Genomic DNA, 12,726 nt, shown 5'->3' with positions numbered 1-12,726 from the left:
CATCAAACGGCGGCGGCGGTGTTGCTTACGCTGGGGTCAGCGCTTTCTTGACCAGGGCGGACACCACGGTCATATCGGCACGGCCGGCCAGCTTCGGCTTGACGATGCCCATCACTTTGCCCATGTCCTGCGGGCCGGCGGCGCCCGAGGCGGCCACGGCGGCAGCCACTTCGGCAGCGATTTCCTCGTCCGACAGGCCGGCCGGCATGTAGGTGACCAGCACGGCCAGTTCGGCTTTTTCGATATCGGCCAGGTCAGGACGGTTGCCCGCTTCAAACTGGGTGATCGAATCCTTGCGCTGCTTGATCATTTTTTCCACGATGGCCACCACCTGCTCATCGCTGACGTCGATCTGCTCGTCCACTTCCTTGCGCTTGATGTCGGCCAGGATCAGGCGAATCGTCGCCAGACGACCGCTGTCCTTGGCGCGCATGGCGTTTTTCATGTCTTCGGTAATTTGTTCTTTCAAGCCCATGAGGTTTCCTTGAGAAAATGTGGCGGTGAAAAAGCGAAAACCCGCTGCGGACCAAGCCGGAGCGGGTATCTCTTAGATGCCGCTAAACACAACCGGCGTGTGCCAGGTTGGCCTGCGTAAGCAATCTTAGAAGAGTTTTTTCGGCAGCTGTTGGCTGCGAATGCGTTTGTAGTGACGCTTTACGGCTGCAGCCAGCTTGCGCTTACGTTCAGCCGTTGGCTTCTCGTAGAACTCGCGTGCGCGCAGTTCGGTCAGCAGACCGGTTTTTTCGATGGTGCGTTTGAAGCGACGCATTGCGACTTCGAACGGCTCGTTTTCTTTAAGGCGAATAGTGGTCATGTAAAAATTCAAACCGTTGGAGGTTATAGGGAGACAGAGACTATAGCAGGTTTTTCTCAAAAATGGAAGCCATGGGCTGTCGGGAACAGCCCGCCATGCGGCTTTCGCAGGAAAAACAACAACGTGCAGGCGACCAGTATATCAGACCGCCTGTCCCGCCGCTACGCCGGACGCCCACGCCCACTGGAAGTTGTAGCCGCCCAGCCACCCGGTAACGTCGACCGCTTCACCGATGAAATACAGGCCCGGCACCTTGGTCGCCATCATGGTCTGCTGCGACAGTTCGCGGGTGTCGATGCCGCCGCGCGTCACTTCGGCCTTTTTGTAGCCTTCCGAGCCGTTCGGCGTCAGCGTCCACTGGTTGATCACGGCGCCCAGCTTGCGCAACTGCGCGTCCGGCATGTCGGCCAGGCGGGCGTCCAGCGCAAAACCGTGTGCCAGCAGCAAGCCTTCCGCCAGGCGCGTCGGCAGCCATTGCGACAACACGTTGCCCAGCTGCTTCTTGATGGTGCCCTTGCCTTCGATCAAGGTGGCGGCCACATCCAGTTCCGGCAGCAGGTTGATCACGATCGGCGTGCCCGGCAGCCAGTACGACGAAATCTGCAAGATGGCCGGGCCGGACAGGCCGCGGTGGGTGAACAGCAGGTCTTCGCGGAAGCGCGCGCCGGTGGGGTTGCGGCCTTTCAGCGAGCCGGTCTCGACATTGACTTCCAGCGCGATGCCGGCCATTTCCACGAATGGCGCCCACTGTTGCGGGTCGAAGGTCAGCGGTACCAGCGCCGGACGCGGCTCGACCATGCGCAGGCCGAATTGCTGGGCGATGCGGTAGCCGAAATCGGTGGCGCCGATTTTCGGAATCGACAGGCCACCGGTGGCGATCACCACGCTGGTCGCTTCAATCTCGCCGCTATCGGTCTGCAACACGAAGCCCTGTTCGCCCCGCTCCACGCGCTCGACCTTGCACGGCATGCGCCAGTGGACGTCGCCGCCGGCGCACTCGTCCTTGAGCATCTCGATGATCTGCTCGGCGGACTCGGTACAGAACAGCTGGCCCTTGTGCTTTTCGTGGTAGCCGATGCGGTGGCGCTTGACCAGCGCGACGAAATCGGCCGGCGTGTAGCGCGACAAGGCGCTTTTGCAGAAATGCGGATTTTCCGACAGGAAGTTGGCCGGGGCGGCGTTCACATTGGTGAAGTTGCAGCGGCCGCCGCCGGAGATGCGGATTTTCTCGGCCAGCTTGGTGGCGTGGTCAATCAGCACCACGCGCAGGCCGCGCTGGGCGGCAGTGGCCGCGCACATCATGCCGGCCGCGCCTGCGCCGATTACCGCTACATCAAACTTTGCCATGTCGTTCCCGTCAGTTAGTCAACCGTCGCCCTCGCGCAAGCGGGGGCCCATAGAACGCCGGCCGGGAGGCTCAGCATGGATCCCCGCCTGCGCGGGGATGACGAGGGGGCGCATTTTACTCGATCGGCTCGCTCACATGCTGGCGCGAGGCCACCGTCCGCGCCACCAGCAGGCATTGCGCCACCTGTTCGGCGATCGGCGGCGGCACCGGCACGTCGCCGTTCAGCACCGACTGGATCCATGCGGCCGTGGTGGCCGCATCCTTGTTTTCCGGCAGCAGCGGCAGTTCGCCGACCAGCGTTTGCTTGGGCACCAGCGTCGTGCGCAGGCCGCCGTGGAACCAGTCGATCTGCTGCGCCTTGTTGGCGTTGGCCACCGTCTCGCCTTCCGTGCCGCGCATCAGGAAGGCGTCGCCGCGCTCGTGCAGCGCCGCCGTGGTGAAGTATTCGCCCAGCATTTCCAAGTATTCCGGATGGGTGTACGACACCAGCCGCAGCGCCGGCCCGGCAAACGGCTGCATGATCTTGACCAGCGTGTGGGTCGAGTTGCGCACGCCGAGCTTGCGGCGCAGCGACAGCAGGTACGCCAGCTTGGGCGCCATGGTATCGATCGTAATAAACGCCGGCTTGCCCTGCGACATGGCCTCTTCCGCCTCGGAGCGGTGCCGCGCCGTCACCACGCCCAGCTCGGCCAGCACCTCGGCCGACGCCACCCGTCCCAGGTCGGTGGCGACGCCGTGCAACAGCACCGGCACGCCCTCGCGCGCCAGCAGCAAGGCCAGCAGCGGGGTCAGGTTGGCCATCTTGCGCGCGCCGTTGTACGACGGAATCGACACCGGCGCAAACTGGCCCGGCGGTGCGTTGAACGGCTCGAACGAGGCCTCGGCCGCATCGAGGAAGCCGGCGATCTCGTCCACCGATTCGCCCTTGATGCGCATCGCCAGCAAAATGCCGCCCAGTTCCAGGTCAGACACCCGGCCGTCCAGCATGGCCTGGTACAAATCTTGGGCGTCGTCGCGGCTCATGCTGCGGGCGCCGGCCTTGCCGCGGCCAATCTCTTTGATGAAGCGGGCGGCGGCGAATGGTTCGGTATTGATAATGGTCATGGCAGCAAGCTTAAACCACTCCCGCTCATTTCGGCTACACTATCTGTCCCCAGAAATAAAACCACTGCAGAGATCATGATTTCCCCAGACATTGAAAACATCAACGTCACCTCGTTCGCGCCGATGCCGTCGCCGGAAGCCTTGCACAGCAAGCTGCCGCTGACCGATCTGGCCTCCGAGACCGTGATGCAGGGCCGCGAAGCCTTGCGCAACATCATTGACCGCCAGGACAAGCGCCTGTTCGTGGTCGTCGGCCCATGCTCGATCCACGACCCGGTCGCCGGGCTGGACTATGCGCGCCGCCTGAAGGCGCTGCAGGCCGAAGTGGCCGATACCATGCTGCTTGTGATGCGCGTGTATTTCGAAAAGCCGCGCACCACCACCGGCTGGAAGGGGTATATCAACGATCCGGACATGGACGACTCGTTCCGCGTCAACATTGGCATGGAAAAGGCGCGCCAGTTCCTGCTGGACGTGTGCGAACTGGGCCTGCCGACCGCCACCGAGGCGCTCGACCCGATCTCGCCGCAATACCTGGGCGACCTGATCGCCTGGACCGCCATCGGCGCCCGCACCACGGAATCGCAGACCCACCGCGAGATGTCGTCCGGCCTGTCGACCCCGGTCGGCTTCAAGAACGGCACCGACGGCGACATCAGCATCGCCATCAACGCCATCCTGTCATCCGCCCACCCGCACTCCTTCCTGGGCATCAATGCGCAGGGTAATGTGTCGATCGTGCGCACCCGTGGCAACGCCTACGGCCACGTGGTGCTGCGCGGCGGCGATGGCCGTCCGAACTACGATTCGGTGTCGATCGCGATCGCCGAACAGGCGCTGGCCAAGGCCAAGCTGCCGGCCAACCTGGTGGTCGATTGCTCGCACGCCAACAGCTACAAGAAACCGGAACTGCAACCGCTGGTGATGGCGGACGTGATCCATCAAATCGTCCAGGGCAACAAGTCGCTGGTGGGCGTGATGATCGAGTCCAACATCGTCGGCGGCAACCAGAAGATCCCGGCCGACCTGAGCCAGCTGAAGTACGGCTGCTCGGTCACCGACGGCTGCATCGACTGGGACACCACCGAGCAGATGCTGCGCGACGCCCACAAGCAGCTGCTGGGCCGTCCGTAACCGCGTCGCTCCCGCGCAGGAGGGAGTCCATGCTGGGTATGGATTCCCGCTTGCGCGGGAATGACGCGCCAACGACGTGCTAATAGCAATACGCGACTAAGCTCGTGGCCACGCCAAACGTCCCCGCCAGCGCCGCCTCGGCCTTGCTGGCCGGGGCGCTCAGTTCTTCCAGATCCAGATAGACCCGGCAATTTTCCACCTTCACCGAATACCGGCGCGCGCCACTGAAGCGGGCATCGGCGCCCTGGCATTCCAGCACCGCATGCACGCTTTCCTCATCGGAGCGGTACAGCGCCACGCCCGGCAATTCCTGCCAGCCCAGTCCGCGCGGCACCAGGCGCACGCCACCGTCCAGGGGCACTTCCTTTACTTTGCAGATCAATTTCCATTGTGCGGACATGGTTCCTCCTACGCTTTGCCTACTTTATAAGCAAAAGCGATGCCACGGAAAAATGCCCGAATTTCTGTCCATTTGGCAAAATTCCGCACCCGGCCAGTGCGGTGCGGCGCAGTGCTGGTGCATGCTTGCACGCACTTTCCTTTACAATGGCGGATTCCCCTTTAGACTTGTGCTGCTTCCATGATCGTTCTTGGCGTTGAATCTTCCTGTGACGAAACCGGCCTGGCGTTGTATGACACGCAACACGGCCTGCTGTCCCACGCCCTGCACTCGCAGGTCGCCATGCACGAAGAATACGGCGGCGTAGTGCCGGAACTCGCCTCGCGCGACCACATCCGCCGCGCCATCCCGCTGCTGACGCAGACGCTGGCCGGCGCCGGCAAGACGCTGGACGACATCGACGCCATCGCCTATACCCAGGGCCCCGGTCTGGCCGGCGCGCTGCTGGTCGGCTCGTCCGTGGCATGCAGCCTCGGCCTGGCGCTGGACAAGCCCGTGCTGGGCGTGCACCACCTGGAAGGCCATCTGCTGTCGCCGCTGCTGGCCACGGAGCCGCCGGAATTCCCGTTCATCGCGCTGCTGGTGTCGGGCGGCCATACGCAGCTGATGCGGGTGGACGGCGTCGGCCAGTACACGCTGCTGGGCGAGACGCTGGACGATGCTGCCGGCGAGGCCTTCGACAAGTCGGCCAAGCTGCTGGGCCTGGGTTATCCGGGTGGGCCGGCGATTTCGCGCCTGGCCGAGTTTGGCGATCCGACAGCCTACAAGCTGCCGCGTCCGATGATGCACACCAAGGATTTCAACTTCAGCTTCTCCGGCCTGAAAACGGCAGTGCTGACGGTGGTGAAGAACCACGAACAGAAAGTCGTCGCCAACATCTGCGAGCAGGACAAGGCCAATATCGCCCGTGGTTTCGTCGATGCGATTGTGGAAGTATTGACGGCCAAATGCGTGTCGGCGCTCAAACACACCGGCCTGAAGCGGCTGGTGATTGCCGGCGGCGTCGGCGCCAATACGCAACTGCGCGCCTCGCTGAACGCGGCGGCGGCCAAGAAGAAATTCAAGGTCTATTACCCTGAGCTGGAATTCTGCACCGATAACGGCGCCATGATCGCCTTCGCCGGCGCGCGCCGCTTGATGATCAATCCAGACGCGGCCAAGAAGGATTACTCGTTCAACGTGCGGCCGCGCTGGCCGCTCGACGAGCTGAAAGTAGTTTAAGCCTGCGCGAACGCCATGCCTGCCAGTACGGCCAGGCCGACCAGCGGAATCAAGTACTTGGCTTTGCCCTTGCTCAGGCTCACGCCGCGCGCGGCGATGCGCTCGCTGCGCAGACGGTGTTCGTCGACCGGCGACTCGTGGGCTACGGTTTTGTCTTTTTCAGTTGCGGTATTCATAACAGCCTCCATGTAATCGATCATCGTCCTTTCTGGAGGGCAATGCAATTGTTGTGCCAACCAAATAGGCAATAAGTCGCCTAGTCAGCTTGATTTTAGGCGCTTTTGTGGTGAAGTCACCACACGATACAACGCGCGGGGCACTAAAACCGTGCACAAACGCACTTAATCTTGCTTTAGGCGCCTTGACAGGACGGCTATAACAAATCGGCGCGAGGATAGTCCCAGGACGGCACGCCCGTGGGGCATGGCGCTGGCGCAAGGTGCAGCGTGGAGAAATTGCCACGCGGCGTGCTGGCGAAGCGGTAGTCGGAGAGTGCGTCCTTCGCCAATTCCGGCATGCGGCCGAAGCGCAGCCACGCATCGGCTTCGCAGCTGGACGCCTTGAGCGCGCGCAATTGCGACAGGCTGGCGTCCGCACTACCGTGTTGCAGCACGCCCGCTCCCAGCACCTGCGCCGGCTTTTTCTCTACCAGTCCGGCCGGACAAGCCGATGGCGCCAACCAGTCCGGCGCGATACTGGCAACGCCGCGCCGCAAGCGATAGCGGTCCGCCGCCGGATTGCTCTCCACGCTGGCGTAGGACCAGCACAAAGGCTGCGACGGGAAGGCCGTCATCGCCACATCCAGCACGCGCGACGCCGGGTCGATGCGCTGCAAGTCCGCGGTAATCTGCGCGCGGCCCACATGCGACGCCACGCCCTGCAGCGCGATAAAGCCAACGCTGATCCCCAGCGCCAGCAGCAGGCCGCCGCGTCCCTGTGGGCCGGAACGTATTTGCGCCCAGCCGCACACCACGCCAATCACCAGCAGCGCCACCAGCGACAGCCAGCCCAGATAGCCAGCGACGGCAAACGCCACCAGCGCCGCAACCAGCAGCGCCAGCCCGGCGATGCGCAAGCCGCGCCAGCGCATGATCAGCGCCATCGGCACCGCAATCGCCGCCCAGAACAGCGGCTCGACGATAAACACCATATCGCCATACAGCCAGCGCGCATCGAGCGGATACCACGGATGCAGGCCATACGAATTGGTATAGTCCATCAGCAGGTGCAGCGCAAAGCCGAGACCTATGCTCAACGCCAGCCCAAGCCGCGCCGGCCGGCTGGCGCGCAGCAGCGCCCGCGCCGACGGCCAGCATAGCCACAACAGCGCCGCCAGCAGCAACGCCTGCGGCACCGCCCACGCCACCGTATGCGTGTGGCCACGATGATTCAGCAGATAACCCAGCGGGTCCGGCAGCAGCCGCGTAAGGAACAAATCCAGATCAGGAAAATTGCTGGCCAGCGCGCTGGCTACCAGCAGCAGCCGATGGCGCACGCGCTGCAACTGCGCATCGGCTTCCATCGGCAGGCTGCGATGCACGACCTCACCGACGCCAAATCCGATAATGCTGTGGGTGATGTTATCCATCCGAGTCCGGGGCAAGCAGCTGTTGCAGCCGCTGTGGGTAATGGTTGAGAAAATCGCGCGTGATGGCGTAATGCTCCGTATCTTCGTACGCCACCTCGGTGATGCCGGTGCCGTCGAACAGCATGATCTTCGCGTTGGGATACGCCAGCAGAATCGGCGAGTGAGTGGCGATGATGAATTGCGAGTCCTGCTGCACCAGTTGATCAATCACTCGCAGCGCCGCCATCTGGCGATTGGGCGACAGCGCCGCCTCCGGCTCATCCAGCAGATACAGGCCATGGCCGCGAAAAGTATTCAGCAGCACCGACATGAACGCCTCGCCATGCGAACGCGCATGCAGCGAACCGCCGCTGGACGCATCCCGCTCATAGTATTGATCCATCCGCGTCGCCACATTATGGAAGCTCTCGGCGCGGAAGAAATAGCGGTCGCGCGGCGTCTTGAAACTCTTGGACAGCCGCAGCGACTGGAACAGCGGCGAGGTCTCCTGCGCCGTATTCAGGTTGCTGACATTGCGGCTGCCGCCATCGATGCTGAAGCCCAGCGCCAGCGCGATCGCCTCCAGCAGCGTCGATTTGCCGGCGCCGTTCTCGCCGATGAAAAAGGTCACATCCGGATGAAAATCCAGCGATGACAAATCGCGCACCGCCGGCACGCGATAAGGATGGCGCTCCCAGTCCACATCGTCACCGAACAGCGCGGTAATCCTTTGCAGATAGGGCCTGGCCTGCAATCCCACTAGCGCTGCACCTCGACGCCGCGCCAGAACGCCACGTGATCCTTGATCTGCGCCGCCTTCTCGGACGGCTGCGGGTAGTACCAGGCGGCGTTTTCGTTGATCTTGCCGTTGACGTTGAGCGAGTAGTAGCTGGCCAGTCCCTTCCACGGACAGCGCGAGGTGTGGCTGCTGTCCTGCAGGTACTCGCGCTTCACGCTCGACGGCGGGAAGTAGACATTGTTTTCAACGATTTCAACCTCGTCGTCGTTCGCCTGCGCGATGACGACGCCATTCCAGCTAGCGGTAGGCATGACCAGTCTCCTTTATGTAGTGCCGCATTCGACGCGATTGCGGCCGCCGTGCTTGGCGCGATACAGCGCGGTGTCGGCCTGCCGCAGCAGGCTTTCCGCATCATCGATTTCCATGTGATCGAACGACCCCACGCCCAGGCTGGCGGTGACGTGCAGCGGCCGCGCGCCGGCGTAATGCAGCTGCGCCTCGATCTTGGCGCGCAGCGCTTCGGCAAACTTGCAGGCGCCGTCCAGCGGCGTATTCGGCAGGATCACGCACAGCTCCTCGCCGCCGTAGCGGCCGGGGATGTCGATCACCCGCACGTTATCGCGCAGCAGCCGGCCCAGAGTGGTCAACACCTGGTCGCCCACCGCATGGCCATGCTCGTCGTTGACCTTCTTGAAGTGATCGAGATCGATCATCACCGCCGACAGCGGCGCGCGGAACCGCTTGGCGCGCGCGGTTTCAAACTTCAGGCGGTGCAGCAGCGAACGGCGGTTGTGCAGGCCGGTCAGGTCGTCGGTGGTGGCCAGCAGTTCCAGCTCGCGCACCGTCGCCTCCAGCGTTTTTTCGTTGGCGCGCAGTTCGATCAGCGCCATCACCTGGCGCGCCAGCTTGGCCAGCATGGCGCGCTGGTCGGCGTTCAGGCCACCCGGCTTGGTATCCAGCACGCACAAGGTGCCGATGGCGAAACCATCGGACGACGTCAGCGCCACGCTGCTGTACATGCGCATGAACGGCGCGCTGACGGTCAGCCGCATGGTGGCGGTGCGCGGGTCCAGCCGCAGGTCGGGAATTTCAGTGGCGGCGTCGCCCAGCACCGCCAGCGAGCAGTAGCTCTCGCCGCGCGGCAGTTCGCCCATGTGCATGCCGGCGCAAGACTTGATCCACACGCGCTCGGCGTCCACCAGCGAAATGAAAGCGTATGGCACCGCGCAGACTTTGGTCGCCAGCTCGGTGAGGAAGCTGAAGTCCTCGCAGGCGGGGGTATCGAGGATGTGATAGCGGTGCAGCGCCGCCAGGCGGAAGTTGTCGGCCGGCGAGTGGGCGGTGATCAGCGTGTGTACTTTTTCTTCGGCCAGCATGGGCCTCCCTGGGTGGTAACGACGTGTTCTTTAGCCAAGGAGTTTATAGCAAAACAAGACCGGTGGGAGCGCTCCCTCCCACCCGGCAGGTACTTTTTATGCCGATTTGGCCATAATCTCGCGCAGCGCTTTTTCAAACACCGCCGCCGGCTGGCCGCCGGAGATCAGGTGGCGCTCGTTGATGATCACAGCCGGCACCGAGTTGATGCCGTGACGGTGGAAGAATTCCTCCGCCTCGCGCACCTCGGCCGCGTATTCGTTCGAATGCAGCACCTTGCGCGCCGCTTCCTTGTCCAGTCCCACCTCGCCGGCCACGTAGATCAGCACCTCGTGCGCGCTCGGGTCCAGGCCCTGCGTGAAGTAGGCCTTGAACAGCGCTTCCTTCAGCGCTTTCTGCTTGCCTTCCAGCCCGGCCCAGTGCAGCAGGCGGTGGGCGTCGAAGGTATTGTAGATGCGGGCGCGCTTGTCCATCGCAAAGTCGAAGCCGACATCGGCGCCGCGTGCACGGATCATCTCGCGCGCCTGTTGCTGCTGCTCCGGCGTCGAACCGTATTTCTCGGTCAGGTGCTCGGTGATGTCCTGGCCTTCCGGCGGCATCGCCGCGTTCAGCTCGAACGGCTGGAAGTGGATCTGCACTTCGGCGTCGTCGCCGATGGCGGCCAGCGCCTGGTTCAGCGAACTCAGGCCGATTGCGCACCATGGGCACGAGACGTCCGAGACGAAATCAATTTTGAGGGGAGTTGCCATGTTTGCCTTTCGATTTGCTGCCGATGCGGCTTTCCTTGCCGGCGATCAGATTCGAGATATTTTTGCTGTGACGGAATACCAACAGCACGCTCATGATGAACACGGCGGCCAGCTGCGGCTCCACGCCAAACAATAAACCATAGTAAAACGGCGCGAAAATCGCTGCCACCAGCGCCGCCAGCGACGAATAGCGGAAGGCGAACGCCACCACGGCCCACGTCACCAAGGTGGCGACGCCCAGCCAGACATTCAAGCCCAGCAGTACGCCGGCCGCCGTCGCCACGCCTTTGCCGCCGACAAAGCGGAAGAACACCGGCCACAGATGGCCGAGGAACACGGCAATCGCCACCAGCGCGATGGTGGCGTCGCCGACATTCAGGCGTTCCTGGAAATGCAGCGCCAGCCACACCGCCAGCCAGCCTTTGACGGCGTCGCCGAGCAAGGTGACGATGGCGGCTGCCTTATTGCCGCTACGCAACACATTGGTGGCGCCGGGATTTTTCGAGCCGTAGGTGCGCGGGTCGGCCAGGCCGAACAACTTGCTGCTGACGACGGCAAATGAGATCGAGCCGATCAGGTAGGCGGCCACGGTCATCCAAACTGTATTCATCTTTTCCTCTAGTTATCGTTCTTTACCCATAAGCAGGGCCGCTGAATATACAACCTTACTCGGCCAGTGCGCAATGCACCGGCTTGGCATTGAGCAGTTCGGTCAGCACCTGCGGCGCGATGCCGATCAGGTAACCGCGCCGCCCTCCATTGATATAAATCGTTTCCAGCGCAAGAATGCTATCCTCTACATACACCGGCATGGTTTTCCTGGTGCCGAACGGCGAAGTGCCGCCGATCATGTAGCCGCTGTGGCGCGACGCCACCTCCGGCTTGCACGGTTCGACGGACTTGCAGCCGATGTTGCGGGCCAGGTTCTTGGTGGAGACCTTGCAATCGCCGTGCATCAGCACAATTAAAGGTTTAGCGGCCTCGTCTTGCATCACCAGCGTCTTGACCACGTGATGTTCGTCGACGCCCAGTTCGCGCGAGGACACACCGGTGCCGCCGTGCTCCTCGTAGTTGTACGGGTGCTCGGTGAACGCCACCTTGTGCTTGCGCAGTAGTTGAGTGGCAGGGGTTTCGGAGATATGCTCTTTTTTAGCCATGGTGCGATCGGAGTTGTTCATTATGCAGCAGGAAATTCGCTTTGCTACTTTCAATGTTTGCAATCTTTCCCAGCCTGGGGCGAAATTGTACGACAATCTGGCGCCCCTGACCGAGGCCGAGTATGAAGCGAAAGTCGCCTGGACCGCGCAGCAGCTGGACCAGCTGGACGCCGACGTCATCGGCTTGCAGGAAATTTTCTCGCTCGACGCGCTGCGCGACGTGCTGGCCCGTAGCCGCAAGTACCGCGAGGCCACGCTGACCGGCTTCACGCCGCCGCCCGACCCGGCCACCGGCCTGCCGCGCATGACGCCGGAACTGGCGCTGATTTCGCGCCTGCCGCTGGCGGCGCCGGCCCAGGCCTACATCATGTTCCCGGATGGCATATCCCTGCCCGACGGCCACCGCGACGCCGACCGCTTCGCCCGCGCGCCGCTGCACGTGCAGGTGGTGCTGCCGGACCAACGGATTGTCGACGTCATCGTGGTCCACCTGAAGTCCAAGCGGCCCGACTACAGCAGCGTTGACACCGGCGACGACCCGATGCTGCACGCCCAGGCCAACCTGCGCTCGCTGATCCGGCGCGGCACCGAGGCGGTGGCGCTGCGCTCGCTGCTGAGCGCGATGGACAAGCAGCAACAGGAACGGCGCCGGCCGCGCGTGGTGCTCGGCGATTTCAACGACACCGTGGACGCCGTCACCACGCACATCGTCATGGGCGCCGGCGCCGCCTGCGAACCGGGCGAGGAGCTGCACGGCCAGCTGTTCGACAGCCGCCAGATCCAATCCGGCCGCGAACGCCGGCGCGACAGCGGCTACACCATTGCCCACGACGGCCGCCACGCCACCATCGACCATGTGCTGGTGTCGGAAGAGTTCCATCCGGCCTCGCGCCATGCGATCGGCGAAGTCGCCGAGGTGACCTACCTCAACGAGCATCTGGCGCTGGCCACGCCGGCCGCCTCCGACCATGGGCAGGTGCTGGTCAGTCTGCGGCTGTACCCCACCCCCGTCGTTCCCGCGCAGGCGGGAATCCAGACATAGCCTCGTGGCCGGCGCAACATGGATTCCCGCTGCTGCGGGAATGACGATGGCGCGTTTTCTGCATTTCAGCCGTGCTT

Annotated in this window: 16 protein-coding genes; 3 read left to right on the top strand and 13 right to left on the bottom strand. The window is 63.3% G+C overall.

The annotated features are described in order from the left end of the window. Positions 1-25: 25 nt before the first annotated feature. The 4 genes from GTP55_RS09945 to ybiB form a co-directional block, all read right to left on the bottom strand. Positions 26-475, bottom strand: coding sequence for a GatB/YqeY domain-containing protein (locus GTP55_RS09945; protein ID WP_161044773.1), 450 nt, complete (start codon positions 473-475; stop codon positions 26-28). Positions 476-601: 126 nt separating this feature from the next. After that, the gene (gene rpsU / locus GTP55_RS09940) at positions 602-814 is read right to left on the bottom strand and encodes a 30S ribosomal protein S21 (RefSeq protein ID WP_008451879.1); all 213 of its coding nucleotides are present in this window, start codon (positions 812-814) and stop codon (positions 602-604) included. 141 nt (positions 815-955) lie between these two features. Beyond that, positions 956-2,161 (bottom strand): BaiN/RdsA family NAD(P)/FAD-dependent oxidoreductase, encoded by a 1,206-nt coding sequence (locus GTP55_RS09935; RefSeq protein ID WP_161044772.1) that lies wholly within the window; start codon positions 2,159-2,161, stop codon positions 956-958. A gap of 115 nt (positions 2,162-2,276) precedes the next feature. Further along, the gene (gene ybiB / locus GTP55_RS09930) at positions 2,277-3,266 is read right to left on the bottom strand and encodes a DNA-binding protein YbiB (protein WP_161044771.1); all 990 of its coding nucleotides are present in this window, start codon (positions 3,264-3,266) and stop codon (positions 2,277-2,279) included. A gap of 75 nt (positions 3,267-3,341) precedes the next feature. Here ybiB and GTP55_RS09925 point away from each other — a divergent pair, with 75 nt between their 5' ends. After that, on the top strand, positions 3,342-4,400 hold the full coding sequence (locus GTP55_RS09925; RefSeq protein WP_161044770.1) for a 3-deoxy-7-phosphoheptulonate synthase: 1,059 nt from the start codon (positions 3,342-3,344) through the stop codon (positions 4,398-4,400). Positions 4,401-4,479: 79 nt separating this feature from the next. Here GTP55_RS09925 and GTP55_RS09920 read toward each other — a convergent pair whose 3' ends face one another. Next, the gene (locus GTP55_RS09920) at positions 4,480-4,800 is read right to left on the bottom strand and encodes a hypothetical protein (protein WP_110845083.1); all 321 of its coding nucleotides are present in this window, start codon (positions 4,798-4,800) and stop codon (positions 4,480-4,482) included. A 180-nt stretch (positions 4,801-4,980) separates the two neighbouring features. On the opposite strand from GTP55_RS09920, the gene tsaD reads away from it, so the two are divergent. Further along, positions 4,981-6,021, top strand: a complete 1,041-nt coding sequence (gene tsaD, locus GTP55_RS09915; RefSeq protein ID WP_161044769.1) for a tRNA (adenosine(37)-N6)-threonylcarbamoyltransferase complex transferase subunit TsaD — start codon at positions 4,981-4,983, stop codon at positions 6,019-6,021. Here the strand turns inward: tsaD and GTP55_RS09910 are convergent. From GTP55_RS09910 to ybaK, 8 genes are all read right to left on the bottom strand, one after another. Next, complete coding sequence (locus GTP55_RS09910; RefSeq protein WP_161044768.1) at positions 6,018-6,197, bottom strand: hypothetical protein; 180 nt, start codon at positions 6,195-6,197, stop codon at positions 6,018-6,020. The genes tsaD and GTP55_RS09910 overlap by 4 nt on opposite strands. Positions 6,198-6,394: 197 nt before the next feature. Then, complete coding sequence (locus tag GTP55_RS09905; RefSeq protein ID WP_161044767.1) at positions 6,395-7,609, bottom strand: metal-dependent hydrolase; 1,215 nt, start codon at positions 7,607-7,609, stop codon at positions 6,395-6,397. Then, complete coding sequence (locus tag GTP55_RS09900) at positions 7,602-8,348, bottom strand: AAA family ATPase (protein ID WP_371868316.1); 747 nt, start codon at positions 8,346-8,348, stop codon at positions 7,602-7,604. Before GTP55_RS09900 ends, GTP55_RS09905 begins: the two co-directional genes overlap by 8 nt. Then, positions 8,348-8,638, bottom strand: coding sequence for a DUF427 domain-containing protein (locus tag GTP55_RS09895; protein WP_161044766.1), 291 nt, complete (start codon positions 8,636-8,638; stop codon positions 8,348-8,350). The genes GTP55_RS09900 and GTP55_RS09895 overlap by 1 nt, the downstream gene beginning before the upstream one ends. Before the next feature lie 12 nt (positions 8,639-8,650). Next, on the bottom strand, positions 8,651-9,703 hold the full coding sequence (locus GTP55_RS09890; protein ID WP_161044765.1) for a sensor domain-containing diguanylate cyclase: 1,053 nt from the start codon (positions 9,701-9,703) through the stop codon (positions 8,651-8,653). Between the two features lie 96 nt (positions 9,704-9,799). Beyond that, the gene (locus tag GTP55_RS09885; protein WP_161044764.1) at positions 9,800-10,450 is read right to left on the bottom strand and encodes a DsbA family oxidoreductase; all 651 of its coding nucleotides are present in this window, start codon (positions 10,448-10,450) and stop codon (positions 9,800-9,802) included. Next, positions 10,428-11,060 carry a glycerol-3-phosphate 1-O-acyltransferase PlsY gene (gene plsY, locus GTP55_RS09880; protein WP_161044763.1) on the bottom strand — a complete coding sequence of 211 codons (633 nt, stop codon included), beginning with the start codon at positions 11,058-11,060 and terminating at the stop codon, positions 10,428-10,430. The genes GTP55_RS09885 and plsY overlap by 23 nt, the downstream gene beginning before the upstream one ends. A 55-nt stretch (positions 11,061-11,115) precedes the next feature. Continuing rightward, positions 11,116-11,607: a Cys-tRNA(Pro) deacylase gene (ybaK, locus tag GTP55_RS09875; protein WP_161044762.1), complete on the bottom strand. Its 492-nt coding sequence runs from the start codon at positions 11,605-11,607 to the stop codon at positions 11,116-11,118. A 22-nt stretch (positions 11,608-11,629) separates the two neighbouring features. On the opposite strand from ybaK, the gene GTP55_RS09870 reads away from it, so the two are divergent. Continuing rightward, a complete protein-coding gene (locus GTP55_RS09870) occupies positions 11,630-12,649 on the top strand; it encodes an endonuclease/exonuclease/phosphatase family protein (RefSeq protein ID WP_161044761.1) in 1,020 nt (339 codons plus the stop codon). The last annotated feature ends 77 nt before the right edge of the window (positions 12,650-12,726 follow it).

Source organism: Duganella margarita (assembly GCF_009857535.1).
Taxonomy (GTDB): Bacteria; Pseudomonadota; Gammaproteobacteria; order Burkholderiales; family Burkholderiaceae_D; genus Rugamonas; species Rugamonas margarita.
The sequence above is the reverse complement of the archived record's forward strand: the minus strand, read 5'-3'. Positions and strand labels throughout refer to the sequence as shown.